The 17,334-nt window shown below is 34.8% G+C and carries 22 protein-coding genes; 12 read left to right on the plus strand and 10 right to left on the minus strand.

Going from position 1 to position 17,334, the window contains the following annotated elements; genetic code table 11:
* Positions 1-27: 27 nt before the first annotated feature.
* On the minus strand, positions 28-1,761 hold the full coding sequence (locus CIB95_RS07100; protein WP_094923695.1) for a DUF6583 family protein: 1,734 nt from the start codon (positions 1,759-1,761) through the stop codon (positions 28-30).
* A gap of 154 nt (positions 1,762-1,915) precedes the next feature.
* On the opposite strand from CIB95_RS07100, the gene CIB95_RS16330 reads away from it, so the two are divergent.
* Positions 1,916-2,065 (plus strand): hypothetical protein, encoded by a 150-nt coding sequence (locus tag CIB95_RS16330; protein ID WP_094924210.1) that lies wholly within the window; start codon positions 1,916-1,918, stop codon positions 2,063-2,065.
* 33 nt (positions 2,066-2,098) lie between these two features.
* Here CIB95_RS16330 and CIB95_RS07110 read toward each other — a convergent pair whose 3' ends face one another.
* The 6 genes from CIB95_RS07110 to CIB95_RS07135 all read right to left on the minus strand — a co-directional run bounded on the left by CIB95_RS07110 (position 2,099) and on the right by CIB95_RS07135 (position 4,036).
* On the minus strand, positions 2,099-2,326 hold the full coding sequence (locus CIB95_RS07110; protein WP_094923697.1) for a spore germination protein: 228 nt from the start codon (positions 2,324-2,326) through the stop codon (positions 2,099-2,101).
* Positions 2,327-2,361: 35 nt separating this feature from the next.
* Complete coding sequence (locus CIB95_RS07115; RefSeq protein ID WP_094923699.1) at positions 2,362-2,751, minus strand: spore germination protein GerPE; 390 nt, start codon at positions 2,749-2,751, stop codon at positions 2,362-2,364.
* On the minus strand, positions 2,735-2,950 hold the full coding sequence (locus CIB95_RS07120) for a spore gernimation protein GerPD (protein ID WP_094923701.1): 216 nt from the start codon (positions 2,948-2,950) through the stop codon (positions 2,735-2,737). Before CIB95_RS07120 ends, CIB95_RS07115 begins: the two co-directional genes overlap by 17 nt.
* Before the next feature lie 2 nt (positions 2,951-2,952).
* A complete protein-coding gene (gerPC, locus tag CIB95_RS07125; RefSeq protein ID WP_142296478.1) occupies positions 2,953-3,522 on the minus strand; it encodes a spore germination protein GerPC in 570 nt (189 codons plus the stop codon).
* Between the two features lie 85 nt (positions 3,523-3,607).
* Positions 3,608-3,808 carry a spore germination protein GerPB gene (locus CIB95_RS07130; RefSeq protein ID WP_094923705.1) on the minus strand — a complete coding sequence of 67 codons (201 nt, stop codon included), beginning with the start codon at positions 3,806-3,808 and terminating at the stop codon, positions 3,608-3,610.
* A gap of 12 nt (positions 3,809-3,820) precedes the next feature.
* Positions 3,821-4,036, minus strand: a complete 216-nt coding sequence (locus tag CIB95_RS07135) for a spore germination protein (RefSeq protein WP_094923707.1) — start codon at positions 4,034-4,036, stop codon at positions 3,821-3,823.
* A 225-nt stretch (positions 4,037-4,261) separates the two neighbouring features.
* Here CIB95_RS07135 and CIB95_RS07140 point away from each other — a divergent pair, with 225 nt between their 5' ends.
* The 6 genes from CIB95_RS07140 (at position 4,262) to CIB95_RS07165 (ending at position 11,512) form a co-directional block, all read left to right on the plus strand.
* Positions 4,262-5,404 (plus strand): acyl-CoA dehydrogenase, encoded by a 1,143-nt coding sequence (locus CIB95_RS07140; protein ID WP_094923708.1) that lies wholly within the window; start codon positions 4,262-4,264, stop codon positions 5,402-5,404.
* 24 nt (positions 5,405-5,428) lie between these two features.
* A complete protein-coding gene (locus CIB95_RS07145; protein WP_094923710.1) occupies positions 5,429-6,787 on the plus strand; it encodes an acetyl-CoA carboxylase biotin carboxylase subunit in 1,359 nt (452 codons plus the stop codon).
* Between the two features lie 9 nt (positions 6,788-6,796).
* Complete coding sequence (locus tag CIB95_RS07150; protein ID WP_094923711.1) at positions 6,797-7,009, plus strand: acetyl-CoA carboxylase biotin carboxyl carrier protein subunit; 213 nt, start codon at positions 6,797-6,799, stop codon at positions 7,007-7,009.
* An 89-nt stretch (positions 7,010-7,098) separates the two neighbouring features.
* Positions 7,099-7,992, plus strand: a complete 894-nt coding sequence (locus CIB95_RS07155) for a hydroxymethylglutaryl-CoA lyase (protein ID WP_094923713.1) — start codon at positions 7,099-7,101, stop codon at positions 7,990-7,992.
* A gap of 22 nt (positions 7,993-8,014) precedes the next feature.
* Entirely contained in the window at positions 8,015-9,544 is a 1,530-nt protein-coding gene (locus CIB95_RS07160; RefSeq protein WP_094923714.1) for an acyl-CoA carboxylase subunit beta, read from the plus strand.
* Between the two features lie 24 nt (positions 9,545-9,568).
* Positions 9,569-11,512: an AMP-binding protein gene (locus tag CIB95_RS07165; protein WP_094923716.1), complete on the plus strand. Its 1,944-nt coding sequence runs from the start codon at positions 9,569-9,571 to the stop codon at positions 11,510-11,512.
* A gap of 35 nt (positions 11,513-11,547) precedes the next feature.
* On the opposite strand, the gene CIB95_RS07170 is transcribed toward CIB95_RS07165, so the two are convergent.
* Complete coding sequence (locus CIB95_RS07170; RefSeq protein ID WP_094923717.1) at positions 11,548-11,796, minus strand: ferredoxin; 249 nt, start codon at positions 11,794-11,796, stop codon at positions 11,548-11,550.
* A gap of 308 nt (positions 11,797-12,104) precedes the next feature.
* Here CIB95_RS07170 and CIB95_RS07175 point away from each other — a divergent pair, with 308 nt between their 5' ends.
* Genes CIB95_RS07175 through CIB95_RS07195 form a run of 5 tightly spaced genes read left to right on the plus strand, consistent with a single transcriptional unit; the run spans position 12,105 to position 16,375 of the window.
* The gene (locus CIB95_RS07175) at positions 12,105-13,154 is read left to right on the plus strand and encodes a helix-turn-helix domain-containing protein (RefSeq protein ID WP_094923719.1); all 1,050 of its coding nucleotides are present in this window, start codon (positions 12,105-12,107) and stop codon (positions 13,152-13,154) included.
* Position 13,155: 1 nt separating this feature from the next.
* Positions 13,156-14,682 carry a RecQ family ATP-dependent DNA helicase gene (locus CIB95_RS07180; RefSeq protein WP_094923720.1) on the plus strand — a complete coding sequence of 509 codons (1,527 nt, stop codon included), beginning with the start codon at positions 13,156-13,158 and terminating at the stop codon, positions 14,680-14,682.
* Positions 14,679-15,257, plus strand: a complete 579-nt coding sequence (locus tag CIB95_RS07185; protein ID WP_094923722.1) for a CPBP family intramembrane glutamic endopeptidase — start codon at positions 14,679-14,681, stop codon at positions 15,255-15,257. Before CIB95_RS07180 ends, CIB95_RS07185 begins: the two co-directional genes overlap by 4 nt.
* A gap of 16 nt (positions 15,258-15,273) precedes the next feature.
* Complete coding sequence (locus tag CIB95_RS07190) at positions 15,274-15,870, plus strand: LysM peptidoglycan-binding domain-containing protein (protein WP_094923723.1); 597 nt, start codon at positions 15,274-15,276, stop codon at positions 15,868-15,870.
* A 52-nt stretch (positions 15,871-15,922) separates the two neighbouring features.
* Positions 15,923-16,375, plus strand: coding sequence for a DUF2663 family protein (locus tag CIB95_RS07195; protein ID WP_094923725.1), 453 nt, complete (start codon positions 15,923-15,925; stop codon positions 16,373-16,375).
* Positions 16,376-16,464: 89 nt separating this feature from the next.
* On the opposite strand, the gene CIB95_RS07200 is transcribed toward CIB95_RS07195, so the two are convergent.
* Both CIB95_RS07200 and CIB95_RS07205 read right to left on the minus strand, forming a co-directional pair.
* Positions 16,465-17,034: a manganese catalase family protein gene (locus tag CIB95_RS07200; RefSeq protein ID WP_094923726.1), complete on the minus strand. Its 570-nt coding sequence runs from the start codon at positions 17,032-17,034 to the stop codon at positions 16,465-16,467.
* A gap of 27 nt (positions 17,035-17,061) precedes the next feature.
* Complete coding sequence (locus CIB95_RS07205) at positions 17,062-17,289, minus strand: spore coat protein CotJB (RefSeq protein WP_233144039.1); 228 nt, start codon at positions 17,287-17,289, stop codon at positions 17,062-17,064.
* Between the last annotated feature and the right edge of the window lie 45 nt (positions 17,290-17,334).

Consider the following 17,334-nt stretch of genomic DNA (forward strand, 5'->3'; position numbering starts at 1 on the left):
AAAATCTCCTTATTTTCGCACTAGTATTTATAATCCAAAGTTACCAAACAGAGCTTCTATTTCAGAAGTGAAACGATCGAATAAGTTAAGTATATCGTAAGGAGTTAAGTCTTTAGCGTTTATGCTATTCTCAGGTGTCAGTGTTATTTTCGTAACCTTGTCAGTGAATTCTGTTTTCGAAGAAATATTTAAATTTATCGTAACTTCTTCAGCATTGGATATTTGATCTTCCAGTGGGAGAGTTACGCTTAGTTCTGTCTTATTGTTTGAATAATTTCTTTTTAAGTTTTGCTCAGTCGTCTGTTTTAACGTTCCCATTAAAACAAAGGGGGGAAAAGAGCTTTCTTTCATTGATATTGTATAATTTGTTGATAATTCTTTCTGGTTATCTTTCTCTTTTACATCTCCAGCAAAGCGTAATAGGAATTCAAACTCTTCTTTATTTTGAATGGCTTTAACTGTCAAAGAATTGTCAAATGTAATTGTTTGTTCAGTCGCATTAGTTTTACTATTCCATTCAAAAAATACGCCGTTTGCCTCTCCGTCTAGCTCATAAAAATCTAATTTTTTAGTCTCTTCAGTAGCTGTATTTGTGGAGGAATAGACAATCTCAATGTTTTTCTCAATGTCTATAATCGATAAAGGAAGCGAAATCGTTCGATTAACAATGTAGTCATTTTTATCAATAATTACTTTCATCTTGAAACCATTTGGAAACGAAAGATTATTAGTGATTTGTTCTTTCATTTCTTTAAATATGTCTGTCTTTTCACTTATATCATTATGTGAGTTGTAAAAACTAGATTCTAGGTAGGATTGAGCAGTCATGTAGTTACTTAGTTTTTCGCTATTTTCGATTCTGGTAATAGAATGTATTAAAAGGTCTTTAAACTCACCTTCAGATAGACTCATTGTTATTTCGCGTAGTTTTTTTTCATTGTATAATACATCATTTTGAATGCTAAAGTTTTCTTCTTTTAAATGTTTGTTAACTACTTTTGCATATTCTGAAATAAATTCCATCATGTCGTCACGAGTTAAGAAATACTTTTTTTGTTCATCAACTATATTGAATAGTTCATTAGAACCACCGTAATTGGTTTGGCTGAAGTTATGCATGAATTGTCCAAATTGCTTGTTATCTATATAGTAAAAGCGTTTATCTAATAGAGGTATTTTTATCGCTGTTTGCTTTTTCGATTGAAATAGTTCTGTCTCCAGTAATGGTGTCCCATTAATATTAAGCTGTGCATCCACATAACTCATTGAATCGTTTGGATCTACTTCAGAGGCTATTACTATTTTGCTGCCTCGTAATACTAATTTTATTAAATGCATCTCTGCAAGGGAGAGGTCAGATTCACCATCGATATCAAAGTTTCCTTTAATTTCAAGAGAGTTTTTATATGGGCTTTCCAGCATTTTGCTTTGTAAATGCCAAAAGTCACCTATGTAATCATCTAAACTAGTAAGATCTTTTTGGAAACTTTTAAATTCAGCTTGAAAATACAGTTCTTTAGGGCTCTTATTCCAAAATAGAAAGTCTAATGCAGCTTCTTTAGGGGTTTTTCCTGATAATACACCGTAGGCAAATGTGCCTGAAGCAATTAAGCATAGAAGAATGATTACGATTGAAAAAACTTTTTTCCAGGAAGGTCCCTTTTTATAGCTGATATTGTGTGTACTATTGTTTATATAGTTACATGAAGGGCATGGTTTAGAAGAATCTTTTACAACAAAGCCACAATTAGTACATTTCATATAAATAACCTCCAAAATCTTATTGGAATTTAGTAGAAAATATATAAATCTATCATATCATATTTGGTATTCGTTAGGAGAAAGTGTTCCATATTTTGAATGAGAATTAATCAACTTGGTTATAGATAGTGATAAAAAGAAAGGATGTGCTGCAATGAACATTCAACCTGAAGTAGTTTGTCCAATTTGTAGTAATAAGGAACAATTATCTAATGTTTTAACTGCGCAATCTAACCAAAATGTTATTTATGAATGTTCCAACTGTCACCATGTCGTTAGAAATATTGAAACGAGCAAAGGGTAGGCTTGTACAGGTAAATGGGAAGGACAATTCGTCCTATACCCCAGAAATTTCAGTTGTATTTTGATCAGACAAATCTGGATCTCCCGTATTTGTTGAACTTAGTCCTGTGTTCGTTTGAATAAAGTCACCTGTATTAAAAGCACCGGCACCAGCATTCGTTTTTGCTGAACTAGCAGGTGCATTTTTAAAGGAATCACCGAAGTTAACAACAGAACTACCACCAACACTATTTATTTTTATTGCTCCAATTAATGAAGGCATCTGCACCATCCTTTTTATAAATATTATTTCTAAGCCTAGCTTTTATCGTCTTTAAGCAATTGTCTAAAATGCTTAATTCTTGCTTCACTTTCAATTATCTCAGTAGATCCAACATGAAAGATGGAGGACGCTGCTAAAGATAGAATATAAACATTTTCAGTTTTAATTGTCTCTAGCTCATTAATGAAAGTTGTTTTGACAGTTTCTTCTGACTCGTGCTCGGGTAAAGGGATTTCTTCCTTAAAAGTGTTGTAATTAAAATTCCCTTCATCACCTAAGAAAATTGCAACTTCCCGCTGCACTGCAAGTGCTCTTGAGAATGGTTTTAATTTGTAACTATCGCCTACTTGCAAGACTGAACTAGAGTTTACTGACTGAACTTTTATATTTGAGACATCACTAATTCTTTTATTCTTTTCCTGCATCTTTATCATCCGCGTCTTTTTCGTCTTCACCAGGTAGAGGAGTAATCGCACCTATGACTAATGATTCTGGGGGAGTATCAAAGGTAGATGAACAAGTAATTACTTCGCTGTCTCCAATTAAAAATACAGAAGACGTAGCAACCCCTGTAACTTTAATATTTCCTACATAAATTTCGCGATTTACTACTGTAAAATTCACGACTAATCTTCTCCTTTAGGTTTGTGTTTCACAAATGACTGTAAGCCTGTAATAATTTCATTTTTTATACTTGCGCATACAGCGTGCTCTAATTGTTCATTTGTTAAAGAAGGCTCTTTTTGCTTTATTTTTTTATAGTTTTCATTGATGCGATGAGGTATTTGGTTCCTTATGTCATCAATGATCATTTCACGATATTTTTCATCGAAAGTTTCGTCATAAGTTCGTTCTAATTCTAATAAGTGTTTTAATCCTTCTTCATTAACAAATTGGAAAAGGTGATGATGGATTCTTTCTTTCATTTCCTGTGTATACTGTTGAGAAACACTTATTTCCTTATTTTCTACTTGAAAGTCTTCAAGCATATTTTCTCCATTAGGTGTAAGACCTATATTTAGTGTGCCTTCAAGTGTTTCAATTTTAAGTTGATCAAACTTATACTCAACCTTTTCTATGGAAGGACCTTTATTTTTTTTGAGTTCATTAATTTTGTCTTCAAGTTCTACCATTAAATTTTCTAATCGAGTAATCTTTTCCGCTTGGAATTTCATATACTTTGATAGTTCATTCATGTAATTAATCCAATCAGGACCCAATGCGCAACATTCCTTTTTTATTTCAATCTTATTCAAGGAACGAGGAAACTATTAATCTTATTTAAGAAGTAGATGCAAGTGGAACTAATGGCCCTGATATTTTTGCAGCTTCTGGTGCTGGACCTTTAAATCCACCAGTATTATAAAGGTTTGAAAGTGGTTTTATCATCCCAGCACTTCCAATTTGCAACACAGAGGAATTAGTAACTCCGCCAACTTTTAATTGATGGATGACGATGGATTGATTTATATAAAAGTTCATGACATACACCACCTATTTTGACGTATTTTGATCCGATATATCAGGATCTGATGTATTAGTTGCCGAGAGAGTATTGTTCGTTTGACCAAAATCACCAGTATTAAAAGAACCGGCACCAGCAAAAGTTTTAGCAGAACTACTAGGAGAAATGTACATGGAATCCCCAATATTAACTACTCCACTAGAACCGATTGAGTTAATTTTTAAATTACCAACAATTGATGGCATAAAAACACCCTTACACATTCATTTGTTTACTATTGTATGTGGGATAAAAAAAGATGTTCATTTTGGATGAAATACAAAGAATTACAATTAATTTGTTAGAATAAATAGACAATTTAGAGTAGTAATAATATAATGAAAATTAAAAAGGTGCAGTTATCTACTTAAAGTGAACAAGCGCTCAGTCACCTGTAACAAAAAAACATAAAACGGGGAGTGGCACAAATTATGAATTTTGAACTAACTGATGAGCAACGTATGATTCAAGAGATGGTTCGTGATTTTGCAAAAAAAGAGATTGAGCCAAAAGCGATTGAAATTGATAAAACGGAAGAGTTTCCGGTTGAAACATTTAAAAAAATGGGTGAGTTAGGCATTTTAGGTATTCCATTTCCTGAAGAATATGGTGGATCAGGCGGAGATACAATTTCTTACGCATTAGCTGTTGAAGAAGTAGGTAAGGCATGTGGATCAACTGGATTAAGTTATGCTGCAGCTGTTTCCCTTGGAGCAAGCCCAATTTACTACTTTGGAACAGAAGAGCAAAAACAACAGTATTTAAAGCCATTAGCTTCAGGAGAAGCGCTAGGTGCTTTCGGTTTAACTGAACCTAATGCTGGATCGGATGCTGGTGGTACCCAGACAAAAGCCGTTTTAGACGGAGATGAATATGTGATTAATGGTTCGAAATGCTTCATCACTAATGCCAACTTTGCTAAAACAACAATTGTTACCGCTTACACAGGGAAAGATGAGCGTGGTAAAAATATCATTTCAGCTATCATAGTTCCAAATGATACACCTGGTTTTTCAACAACAAAGATGGTCGATAAAATGGGGTTAAGAGGGTCTGATACTGCGGAAATTTTCTTAGAGGATGTTCGTGTTCCAAAAGAGAATTTATTAGGGGATCCTAAAAGAGGATTTAGCCAATTCCTATACACATTAGATGGTGGAAGGATTTCAATTGGGGCTTTATCAGTCGGAATTGCGCAAGCAGCATATGAAAGAGCTTTAGCTTATGCGAAAGAGCGGAAGCAGTTCGGAAAGTCAATATCTTCTTTCCAAGCAGTCCAGTTTAAATTAGCTGATATGGCAATGGAAATTGAATTGGCACGCAATCAAGTGCTAAAAGCTGCATGGTTGAAAGATCAAGGGAAACCATTTGGAAAAGAGTCTGCATTCGCAAAATTATTTGCTTCGGAGACGGCAATGCGTGTAAGTGATCAAGCGATTCAAATTCACGGTGGTAATGGTTATATGCAAGAATACGTAGTTGAGCGTTATTTACGTGATGCAAAGTTAATGGAAATTGGAGAAGGTACTTCCGAGATTCAACGCTTAGTAATTGCAAGACATTTAGGTTGCTAGTTTAGTAGGAAATGGAGGCAGATTATGTTTAACAAAGTATTAATTGCAAATCGTGGAGAAATTGCATGCCGAATTATTCGTACATGTAAAAAAATAAATATTCCAACTGTCGCAATATACTCTGAGGCAGATGCTCAAGGATTACATGTTCAAGAAGCAGACGAGGCATTTTGCGTAGGGGCTGCTCGTGTAAATGAAAGTTATTTAAAAGCTGATAAAATTATTGAAATTGCCAAAGAAGCAAATGTCGATGCGATTCATCCTGGTTATGGATTGTTATCTGAAAACGCTAACTTTGCTAAGGCGTGTGAAGAAGCTGGAATTACTTTTATCGGCCCAGATGCTAATGCAATCACGGTTATGGGAAGTAAAATAGAAGCTAGAAAAACGATGCAAGCTGCAAACGTCCCGGTTGTACCTGGGTTAACAAGAGCACTAATTGATGTAGATGAGGCAGTTGAAGTTGCAAAAGACATGGGTTACCCAGTCATGTTAAAAGCCTCAGCAGGTGGTGGCGGAATTGGCATGCAAGTTGTTGCCAATGAAGAAGAACTTAGAAAGAGCTTTGCAGGTAACCAAAGCCGAGCAGAAAATTTCTTTGGAGATGGCGCGATGTTTATTGAAAAATATATCGCAAATCCTAGACATATTGAAATTCAATTACTTGCTGATAAAGAAGGTAATACAATTTCTTTATGGGAAAGAGACTGCTCAGTACAACGTCGTCATCAAAAAGTTATTGAAGAAGCGCCTTCACCATTCCTTGATGAAAAGACTAGAAAAGAAATGTCAACTGCTGCAATAAATGCAGCAAAAGCAATCAACTATTATAATGCTGGTACAGTAGAATTTTTAGTTGATGAGAATAAAGACTTTTACTTTTTAGAAATGAATACAAGACTTCAAGTTGAGCATCCTGTAACAGAGGAAATTACTGGTTTTGATATTGTTGAAGAACAGTTAAAAATAGCTGCTAATCAAACGCTAACAATTAAGCAAGAGGATGTACCTTTAAAAGGTCATGCAATTGAAGTTCGTATTTATGCTGAGGATCCTGTGCGCTTTTTCCCTTCACCTGGAACGATAAGCGAAATGAAAATTCCTTATATGAAAGGTATCAGACATGAGTTAGGTGTTCAAGAAGGAATGGCAGTTACGCCATTTTATGACCCGATGATTGCGAAATGTGTTGCAACAGGGGAAACTCGAGCTGAAGCAATTCGCTTAATGCAAGAAGCATTAAATCATTATCAAGTTGAAGGAATTAAGACAAATATTCCTATGCTTCAAACAGTATTAGATCACGAAGAATTTAAACAAGGAAATGCAACAACAGATTTTGTGCAAAAATACTTAACTAAGAAAAAAGAAAAGAAAAAATAGGAGGATATTATGACAGAAGTAGTAGCATCAATGGCAGGAAATGTATGGAAAGTATTAGTGGCAGTAGGAGACGAAGTTGAGGAAGACCAAGATGTCGTTATTCTAGAGTCGATGAAAATGGAGATTCCGATTGCAACAGATTTTGATGGAACTGTAAAAGAAGTAAAAATTAACGAAGGTGACTTTGTTAATGAAGGCGATGTCTTAATGATAATTGAGTAAAAGTAATTTAATATGCGGTTTTTCCGTAAAATAAAGCAAAAGGCCGCTCTGGTGTTTTGCTTTATTTTCAAGTAAGGAGGATTTTCAGCGTGCATTTGCCAAAATCAGTAATCATAAAAGAAGTAGGTCCAAGAGATGGATTGCAAAATGAAAAGGCCTTTATTCCAACGGAAAATAAAATTGAATGGATAAACAAGCTTTCAGAAACGGGCCTCTCCCATATAGAAATTACATCTTTCGTTCCACCAAAATGGATACCGCAATTAGCAGATTCATTTGAAGTAGCTCAAGGAATTGAAAGAGCCGAAGGAATTTCATATAGTGCACTCGTACCTAACGTTAAAGGTCTTGATCGAGCGCTTGATGCAGGTGTAGATGAAGTAGCTGTTTTTATGTCAGCTAGTGAGGGACATAATAAAAACAACATTAATAAAACAATTGATGAAACATTTCCTTTATTAAATGATGTGGTTAAGAAGGGACTTACTGCAAATAAAAGAGTTAGAGGGTATGTATCTACTGTTTTTGGTTGCCCTTATGACGGAGAAGTGTCAATTAAGGATGTTATTAGAGTGGTAGATTCTCTTTTAGAAATGGGAGTTTACGAAATTTCTCTTGGAGATACAATTGGTGTTGCAAACCCGTTACAAGTGGAAGAAGTATTAACAGAACTTTTTAAACGCTTTGATAAATCCCATTTTGCAATGCACTTCCATAATACTAGGGGGTTAGCATTAGCTAATGTCGTTGCTTCATTGCAGATGGGAGTTACCGTTTTTGATAGCGCTTTAGGAGGGTTAGGCGGATGCCCGTATGCCAAAGGTGCTTCAGGAAATTTGGCAACAGATGACCTAGTTTATATGTTACATAGTATGGGAATTCAAACAAATATTGATGAACAAAAACTATACGAAGCTGCTAAATATGTAGAATCGAAGATAGGTAGAAATTTAACGAGTCATCAAATGCTAGCAAATAATTAAATTGCATAGGGGAGGACTTCATATGTCTTTAGAAAAAGAACTTCTAGAAAGAGTCGGAAAAATAAAAAAAGGTGGTGCAGAGAAGTACCACGAAAGTAATGCTGCGAAGGGGAAGATGTTTGTCCGTGAACGCCTTGAACTATTATTTGATGAAGGTGTTAAGTTAGAGGACGCCTTATTCGCAAATGAAGCAGCTGGTGATTTACCAGCAGATGGTGTTGTTACTTGCATGGGGAAAATTAATGGACAGACAGTTTGTGTTATGGCAAATGATTCGACTGTAAAAGCTGGTTCATGGGGTGCTAGAACAGTAGAAAAGATTATTAGAATCCAAGAAACAGCTGAGAAACTAAACGTTCCTATGCTCTATTTAGTAGACTCTGCAGGTGCACGTATTACGGACCAAATTGAAATGTTCCCTGGGCGTAGAGGGGCTGGCCGTATTTTTTATAACCAAGTAAAGATGTCTGGTCGTGTGCCACAAGTTTGTATATTATTTGGACCGTCAGCAGCAGGAGGAGCTTATATTCCTGCATTTTGTGACATAGTTATTATGGTCGACAAAAATTCATCTATGTATCTAGGATCACCTCGTATGGCCGAAATGGTTATTGGTGAAAAGGTAACCTTAGAAGAAATGGGCGGAGCTCGAATGCACTGTTCGGTATCTGGTTGCGGAGATATTCTTGCTAAAAATGAGCAAGATGCGATTGAAAAAGCACGAGACTATTTGAGTTATTTCCCAGCATCATTTGCAGAAAAAGCTCCAGTGAAAGAAGCACTAAGTCCGCAAAGTTTTGATAAGACATTAGAAGAAATCATTCCTAAAAATCAAAATGCACCATTTAATATGGTTGATTTAATTAAGCATATTGTAGATGAAGGAAGCTTCTTTGAAATTAAAAAATTGTTTGCGAAAGAGATGCTGACAGGTCTTGCTCGTATGAATGGTAAACCTGTAGGAATTGTTGCAAACCAACCGAAAGCAAAAGGTGGAGTATTATTCCATGATTCTGCCGATAAAGCTGCTCGGTTCATTACGCTTTGTGATGCGTTCAATATTCCATTATTGTTCTTAGCAGATATTCCAGGATTCATGATAGGGACAAAAGTTGAAAGAGCCGGTATTATTCGCCATGGCGCTAAATTAATTTCTGCAATGTCTGAAGCTACTGTGCCGAAAATTTCTGTTGTTGTGAGAAAAGCTTATGGTGCGGGGCTGTATGCGATGGCTGGTCCAGCATTTGAACCAGACTGTTGTTTAGCATTACCAACAGCTTCAATTGCTGTAATGGGACCTGAAGCAGCAGTAAACGCTGTATATGCAAATAAAATTGCTGCTTTACCTGAAGAAGAAAGGCAAGCGTTTATTGATGAAAAACGTGAAGAATACCGTCAAGATATCGACATTTATCGACTTGCGTCTGAAATGATTATTGATGGAATTATTCCAGCTAATGAATTAAGAAGTGAATTAATTACTAGATTTGAAATGTATTCATCTAAAGCAATTACTTTCACATCGCGAAAACATCCTGTGTACCCTGTTTAAATGAAATAAATTAGGAGTGAGCGAATGAGCAATCCTGTATGGTATCCGAGTGATGAATATAAAAAAAGCACAAGATTATTTCAGTGGATGAAAAAGTTAGGATTCGAAGACTACGATACATTTTATAAGAAATCTGTCGAAGATATTGCCTGGTTTTGGGATGAAGCTGTCAAAGAATTAGAAATTGAGTGGGATGTATCTTATGAGACCACTTTAGATTTATCCAATGGCATAAAGTGGCCGAATTGGTTTGTCGGCGGAAAAATGAACATTGTTCATAATGCCGTTGAAAAATGGTCGTTAAATAGTGATATGCGCGATGAGAAGGCGATTACTTGGGAAAGTGACAATGGTGAGAACGTGTCATACACATTTTCACAACTTTCAAATGAAATAAATAAAGTAGCTGGGGGATTAGTAAACCAGGGGTTAAAAAAAGGTGATTGTATAACCCTCTACATGCCAATGATTCCTGAGACAGCTATCCTTATGCTTGCTGCTGTGAAAATTGGGGCTATTATCTCGCCAACATTTTCAGGATACGGAGCTGAAGCAGTTGCTACGCGTTTAAATGCCTCTGGTTCAAAAGTGTTGGTTACTGCTGATGGTTTTATGAGAAGAGGAAAAGCAGTAGCAATGAAGGAAGTCGCTGATCGCGCTTGTGAGTTAGCACCTTCCGTTGAAAAATTAATAGTCGTATCTAGGCTGAACAGAGAAATAAAAACTAATAAACGCGATGTAGCTTGGGAAGAATTGAGAACATCCAATCCTATCACCAAAACAGAAGTAATGAATAGTGATGATCCAATGATGTTAATTTATACTTCTGGCACAACAGGAAAGCCGAAAGGGACTGTGCATACTCACGCAGGGTTCCCGATTAAGGCAGCATTTGATGCAGGTGTTGGAATGGATATTAATAAAAAAGATTCGCTTTTATGGGTGACAGATATGGGCTGGATGATGGGACCATTCCTACTCTTTGGTGCACTAGTTAATGGGGCAACTGCAGTAATGTGCGAAGGGAGCCCAGATTTCCCGAAGCCTGATCGTTTATGGCAGTTAATCGATAAGCACGATGTAACTCATCTAGGTATCTCGCCAACATTAATTCGTTCATTAATGACAAAAGGCGACGACTGGCTTGCTACTTCAAAAAGAGAGACATTAAGAGTTATTGGCTCAACAGGTGAACCATGGAATCCAGAGCCTTGGATGTGGCTATTTGAAAAAGTTGGTCACAAAAAAATACCTATATTTAATTATTCTGGCGGAACAGAAATTGCTGGTGGAATTTTAGGCAATATTTTATTGAAGCCGATCGGTCCAGGTACATTTAATAGTCCAATTCCAGGCATGGCAGCATATGTAGTGAACGAAAAAGGTGAACAAGTGCAAAGTGAAGTTGGTGAACTAGTATTAAAAAAACCATGGGTTGGTATGACGAAAGGTTTTTGGAAAGAACCAGAGCGTTATGAAGAGACATATTGGTCTAAGTTCACGGATACATGGGTGCACGGAGATTGGGTTTCTGTAGATTCGGACAATTATTGGACGATAACAGGGAGATCTGATGACACATTAAACATTGCGGGGAAACGAATTGGCCCTGCAGAAATTGAGTCAGTATTAGTTGAACATGTGGCAGTTAAAGAAGCGGGAGTTATTGGAGTTCCACATGACATTAAGGGTGAAACTGCAGTTTGTTTCGTAGTATTAGTGAATGAAAAGGACAACTCGGAAAAGCTTCCAAACGAATTAATACATCATACAGCTGCTCAATTAGGAAAAGCACTGAAGCCAGAAGCAGTTTATATTATTAGTGATTTACCGAAAACGCGAAATGGAAAAGTGATGAGAAGAGCTATCAAAGCTGCTTACTTAAATAAAGATGCGGGAGATATTACTGCATTAGAAAATGGAAATGTTTTAAAGGAAATTAGGAATTGTAAAAAGGATGGAAAATAAAAAACCCTCAAATGAGGGTTTTTTATTTTTAAAGACTATTCAAATTTTAATGCGTCACCATCGAATGGCTCATCAGCAATCTTGATAGAGTCAGTTGGGCAACCATCAAACGCATCTTGCATATCTTCATGTAAAACATCTGGAATTTCTACAATTCCTTCGTTATCATCAAGTGTTACAAATGCAATGCCCTCATCATCATAATCATAAATGTCTGGTGCAGCAGCTCCACAAGCACCACAAGCAATACAAGTTTCTTTGTCAACAATCGTATACTTTGCCATGAAAAATACCTCCTACTTTAAATTATATTATCCTATTTTCATGAAGCTATCATGATTTTACGGAAAAGGATCCATCATTTCCAAAAGGAAAAAACATCCTCTTTACTTATTGTAATAGTGAAGCTCTTACTTTTCAATAAAAAAGTGTATTGAGAATCCTTATCATATAAGGCTTTGCAGTTTTTAATGTGGCCTATTTTTTATTTGCATAAACACATCTTGCAGTAAATTTTTGATACAATGTATTTATTAATAATATAAAATATTCATTCTATTGATTGCAATGACATGAAAATGTGGTGATAACAATGGATTACCGTTCATCAATCATTCTTAATACGTTGTCAAAATTTAATGGTGAAAGAACTGTTCATGGTGTTTATCATTTACTAAAAGGGAAAAAAACATCACAAACAATTCAAGATGCTAAACTCTTTCATGCAGACCATCTTTTTGCCACTATGAGAGACTTAACTAGAATACAGTATGATAATTGCATAAAAAAACTTGTGCAAAACACATACGTAACTATTTCACAGGATAATTTATACAAACTTACGGAAAAAGGTGAACAGTTTTCGAGAAATTTTCGAAATGAAGACCGGATCCCGAAACATATCCAAGGCTTATTTTATAGTTCCACTGCGAAGTATTTTTGGGAACGTTTTTCTCTATATGTACAAGTCTTGTCCAATGTAGTTGCAGGTAATAATAAATTCACACCGATCATTATTAATGAGAAGGCTGCTTGGTGGGTCAAAAAACATTTTCCATCTAACTACAATAGAGCTAAAGTTTCTGATCAGCTTTTCAATGAATGTTTGTCACTATTACAACAATTAAGTGATATAGAAGCTACTATTTTTACAATGAAGCTAAGCGGCTCAAATAGAATAGGTTATACACTAGCGCAAATTTCCAATGATTTAAACATGGACAAGCAAGAAGTCAATTTTTATTTTCAAAGTTCATGCCACTTTATTGTAGCTCAAGTAATGAAAAGTAGAAGCGATTATCCGCTTCTTAGCTCGTTTGTTGATGAAGAGAAGAATAACATTATGCTGACGAAAACTGCTCAAGATACAAAAAAACTTCTCCTTACTGGGAAAAGTATCGAAGAAGTGATGAACATCCGTCAGTTAAAAAGAAGTACAATTGAAGATCATGTTGTAGAAATTGCTAGTAGCGACCAACACTTTTCAATAGACACATACGTTTCTATAGTAGAACAACAACTAATTAGGAAAACAATTGAGCATACAGGGTCAAAAAAATTAAAAGAAATCAAAAGTAACCTATGTAATGACAATATTCCTTATTTTAAAATCCGTTTAGTTCTTGCAAAGGGAGGTTTGTAGAGTGAATTTAGAAAAATTGCTTAAAGAAAAATTTGGCTATGCAACCTTCCGAACAGGACAGAAGGAAATTATTACGGACCTTTTAGAAGGCAAAGACGTTTTTGCGATGTTACCTACAGGAGCGGGTAAGTCTTTGACTTACTTAATGCCTGGATATGTGTTTGAAGGAATAATAGTGATTGTTTCTCCATTGCTTTCATTAATGGAGGATCAAGTGAAGGAACTAAAGAAAAATGGTGAAAAAAGAGTAGTAGCAATCAACAGCTTTATAAATAAATATGAAAAAAGTGAACTCCTTTTAAATTTAGATAAGTTCAAATTCATTTTTTTATCTCCGGAAACATTACAAAATAAATTTATCATTAAGCAATTACAACAACAAGTGATCGCGTTGTTTGTTGTTGATGAAGCACATTGTATATCACAGTGGGGTCATGAGTTTAGAACTGATTATTTAAAATTAGGAGAAATAAAAAAGACACTAGGATCACCACCATGTTTGGCACTCACTGCTACAGCACCTAACCATGTGCAAAACGATATTATCGATCAATTACAAATACCTAAAGCAGTCAAGCATATTTACAATATTGACCGTCCAAACATCGCATTACATGTAAAAAGAGTATATGATGAAAAAGATAAAATAAATGAACTTATACGATTTGTAGAAAATCTCCAAGGACCAGGGATTATTTATTTTTCAAGTAGAAAAATGACAGAAAAAATTGCACAAATAATTAAAGAGGAAACGAACTTAAAAGTTGCGGCATACCATGGCGGATTAGAACAAGAGGATCGAATATTATTACAACAACAATTTGTCGAAGGTCAGCTTGATGTTATTTGTTGTACTAGTGCATTCGGCATGGGAGTAAATAAGCCAGATACTCGATTTGTTATCCATTATCACTTTCCAGGACAAATAGAATCTTATGTTCAGGAAATTGGACGGGCAGGCAGAGATGGAAAAGAAAGCGTTGCCATTTTATTGTATTTAGAGGAAGATACTCATATACCAAAGAGGTTAGTGGAACACGAGTTTCCAAGTCCTGAGATAGTAGATGAACTTTTTAACTTAGTTAGCAAATATTCACAGGAATCAAAACAGCTTCATATTGAAGATGAAAATGAATGGTGTGAAAAATTGCAAATTAGCGAAACAATGTGGCGATTTTTAAAGTTTCAACTGGAAAGACTTTCAATCTTAAAGGGCACTTTAATCGGATCAATTCCCGAGCAAGAAATATTCACCAATTCAATAATGAAAGTTATTCATACGAGAAAACATTTTAAATATGAAAAACTTAATGAAATGTTATTATTTTTACAAACGGAAACGTGTTTAAGGCAATATATATTAGCGATATTTAATCAAGAAATGGAAAAAAAGCCAGATAACTGCTGCACGAATTGTATTTTTAAAGAAGAAACATTTTTTCGAAAGCAAGGGATAGAACAAACCCACTTTCCTTTCAATTGGAAAAAAGAACTACACACTATCTTTAATCAAAGTGAGATAAAATGATGAACCAAAAAGAATTAATCAAAAGATTAAGTGATAAGGAACTTTTACTAAACGTATATGCGACTCAAGTTTTAGTATTTATTATTGGCTTTATTTTGTATTACTTCCTGTTTGATGATCTTTTCGCTATTACAGATTATCTAAATTTCAATGTGAATCAAATTCTCATTTATAGTATTCCTACAGCTGCCTTAGTAATTATTATTGATATTATAATAAGTAAGCAAGTACCAAAACAACTTATTGATGATGGCGGTATTAACCAAAGAATATTTCAACATTTATCATTGAGTAATATCATATTACTTTCTGCAACCGTTTCAATTGTGGAAGAATTTGTATTCCGGGGAGTACTACAAGTTAAATTTGGACTTGTGTTAGCGAGCATTATTTTTGCCCTTTTACATTTTCGTTATTTAAAAAAAGTTGTGATGTTAACTTTAGTAGTAGCTATAAGTTTTTTACTAGGGTTGCTTTTTTACTGGACTAATAACTTGCTAGTAACAATTGTGACTCACTTTTTAATAGATGTAACTCTTGGCATTTTTGTTCGTTATAAACTTATTAATTTATAAGAGGTGACCTAAACATATGAGTAGGCAAAATAGTAGATTACATAGAAGAAAAAAGAGTAGCAAAAAAGGTCTTCCATCGATTAAATCTGGTGTAACAAAGTTTATTCTATTTGCTTCTGTTATCATTTTTATATTATCGCTTACACAAGAGCAGTGGATGGCTTCAATTAGTAAAAAGGAAAATACAAGTGAAATAAAAAATGAACAAACTACTAATGAAAATCAAGATTCTCTAAACAATGAAAATAATACAGACGCTGAAAATAGCGAAGATCATGAAGACAAAGAAAGTGTAAACAATAATGATGCGGATGCAGAGACTGGAAATGATGAAGAAAGCTCAACATCTGATGAGGAAGATGCAACAGATTCCACAACTGAAGAAGCAGAAGATGAGCAATCTTCAACTGTTGATCAAGGCGGACAGGATAATGAAAATGATAATAATGTGAAAATCGTTATTCATACTGTAATAGATAATGAGACGCTTTATAAAATATCGATGAAGTATTATGGAAGCCGTAAAGGTGAACAGTTAATAAAAGAGTATAATAAGCTTGAAGATAATAACATTTACGTCGGCCAAGAGTTAAAAATACCACTAGAAAATTAATGGTGTTAAAGGCTGTCCATCTTTCATATAGTTTTATGAGGTGGTTAGTCTTATGGCGATAAATAATAATAAATTAGATAATTTTCTAAATAATTTTTCTGATGACTTTTATTATTCTCTAGACCCAATTTTTGAAAATAACATTAAGAAATTAATCGATAAGAAGAAAGTCTTTAATTTCCATGACAAAATACAGAAAATAGTAAAGTTTATTTCCTTATTTTGTTATGCTGCGGTTGCCTTTGTTTTATCTATTGATACGTTTTTAAATAAGTTACTATACGTAGAAACGTCGATTTTATTTCTTACTATTGCAACATTAATAATCTTAGGGTTTACTTCTCATTATTTTGCAAGTATAGCTAAAAAAAAGAAAGCTGACTTTGATAAAATAAGATTATTTGTAATTGAAGAGTCGCATTATATTATCAAGCAGCAAGATGATCGAAATTATTTAGCGCAACGTTTACAAGAAGAATGTGATATTAATATCTATCACCCGTAATAAGGCGCTGCGAAAGAAGTAATTCTAACAGAAAAGTCCGAAACTACCAGATTTTCATCTGGTGGTTTCGGACTTTTATTGCTTGTTTCTTAGAAAATTTTCTTTCGATCACGTTCATCCTTTAATATTTCAACGGCTTCTCTAAAACGCTGCGAGTGAATGATTTCTCGTTCTCGTAAAAATCTTAAGCTGTCATTTAAATCAGGGTCATCAGACATATTAATTACCCACTGGTATGTGGCTCTGGCTTTTTCTTCCGCAGCAATATCTTCGTATAAATCAGCAATAGGATCTCCTTTAGCTTGAATATACGTGGCAGTAAAAGGTGCTCCAGCTGCATTATGATAAAAGAGTGCATTGTCATGATTTACGTAATGAGGGTCAATTCCTGCTTCTTTTAATTGCTCCGGTTTCGCATCTTTTGTTAATTTATAAATCATTGTCGCAATCATTTCTAGATGTGCAAACTCCTCAGTACCTATGTCAGTGAGTAAGCCAATTACTTTGTCTGGGATCGTATAACGTTGATTTAAATATCGAAGTGCTGCCGCAAGTTCACCATCAGCTCCCCCATAGAGCTCGATTAAGTATTTGGCGAGTCTAGGGTTGCATTCGCGGACTTTAACAGGATATTGTAACTTCTTTTCGTATAACCACAAGAGTATCAACGCTCCTTTATCTAATTTCTACATTTGCCACGGCCAAGGACCATCATCCCAATTCCATGGATAGCCAACATAACTATTTCCATATTGTTGCAGTGGACCATAGATGCTTTCAATTTTTCGTTTCAACTGCTTCCTTGCTTTTGCGAAATTATTATATTGTATTATCGCTTGTTGATCTTCCGGGTGTGTATCAAGATACAACGTTAAGTCGACCAACACAAAATCAACTGCTTGAAGTTCTTCCATAAGTTCATAAAATTCAGGTGGCAATTGTTTACTCAAAGGATCGTC

Source organism: Lottiidibacillus patelloidae (genome assembly GCF_002262935.1).
Lineage (GTDB): Bacteria > Bacillota > Bacilli > Bacillales > SA5d-4 > Lottiidibacillus > Lottiidibacillus patelloidae.

Coding starts and splice junctions, on each gene's coding strand:
- CIB95_RS16330 (WP_094924210.1), top strand. CDS start 1,916: ATGAACATTCAACCTGAAGTAGTTTGTCCAATTTGTAGTAATAAGGAA.
- gerPC (WP_142296478.1), bottom strand. CDS start 3,522: ATGAATGAACTATCAAAGTATATGAAATTCCAAGCGGAAAAGATTACT.
- CIB95_RS07185 (WP_094923722.1), top strand. CDS start 14,679: ATGATGAACCAAAAAGAATTAATCAAAAGATTAAGTGATAAGGAACTT.
- CIB95_RS07150 (WP_094923711.1), top strand. CDS start 6,797: ATGACAGAAGTAGTAGCATCAATGGCAGGAAATGTATGGAAAGTATTA.
- CIB95_RS07195 (WP_094923725.1), top strand. CDS start 15,923: ATGGCGATAAATAATAATAAATTAGATAATTTTCTAAATAATTTTTCT.
- CIB95_RS07190 (WP_094923723.1), top strand. CDS start 15,274: ATGAGTAGGCAAAATAGTAGATTACATAGAAGAAAAAAGAGTAGCAAA.
- CIB95_RS07160 (WP_094923714.1), top strand. CDS start 8,015: ATGTCTTTAGAAAAAGAACTTCTAGAAAGAGTCGGAAAAATAAAAAAA.
- CIB95_RS07130 (WP_094923705.1), bottom strand. CDS start 3,808: ATGAACTTTTATATAAATCAATCCATCGTCATCCATCAATTAAAAGTT.
- CIB95_RS07110 (WP_094923697.1), bottom strand. CDS start 2,326: ATGCCTTCATTAATTGGAGCAATAAAAATAAATAGTGTTGGTGGTAGT.
- CIB95_RS07135 (WP_094923707.1), bottom strand. CDS start 4,036: ATGCCATCAATTGTTGGTAATTTAAAAATTAACTCAATCGGTTCTAGT.
- CIB95_RS07205 (WP_233144039.1), bottom strand. CDS start 17,289: ATGGAAGAACTTCAAGCAGTTGATTTTGTGTTGGTCGACTTAACGTTG.
- CIB95_RS07115 (WP_094923699.1), bottom strand. CDS start 2,751: ATGCAGGAAAAGAATAAAAGAATTAGTGATGTCTCAAATATAAAAGTT.
- CIB95_RS07175 (WP_094923719.1), top strand. CDS start 12,105: ATGGATTACCGTTCATCAATCATTCTTAATACGTTGTCAAAATTTAAT.
- CIB95_RS07170 (WP_094923717.1), bottom strand. CDS start 11,796: ATGGCAAAGTATACGATTGTTGACAAAGAAACTTGTATTGCTTGTGGT.
- CIB95_RS07165 (WP_094923716.1), top strand. CDS start 9,569: ATGAGCAATCCTGTATGGTATCCGAGTGATGAATATAAAAAAAGCACA.
- CIB95_RS07145 (WP_094923710.1), top strand. CDS start 5,429: ATGTTTAACAAAGTATTAATTGCAAATCGTGGAGAAATTGCATGCCGA.
- CIB95_RS07100 (WP_094923695.1), bottom strand. CDS start 1,761: ATGAAATGTACTAATTGTGGCTTTGTTGTAAAAGATTCTTCTAAACCA.
- CIB95_RS07140 (WP_094923708.1), top strand. CDS start 4,262: ATGAATTTTGAACTAACTGATGAGCAACGTATGATTCAAGAGATGGTT.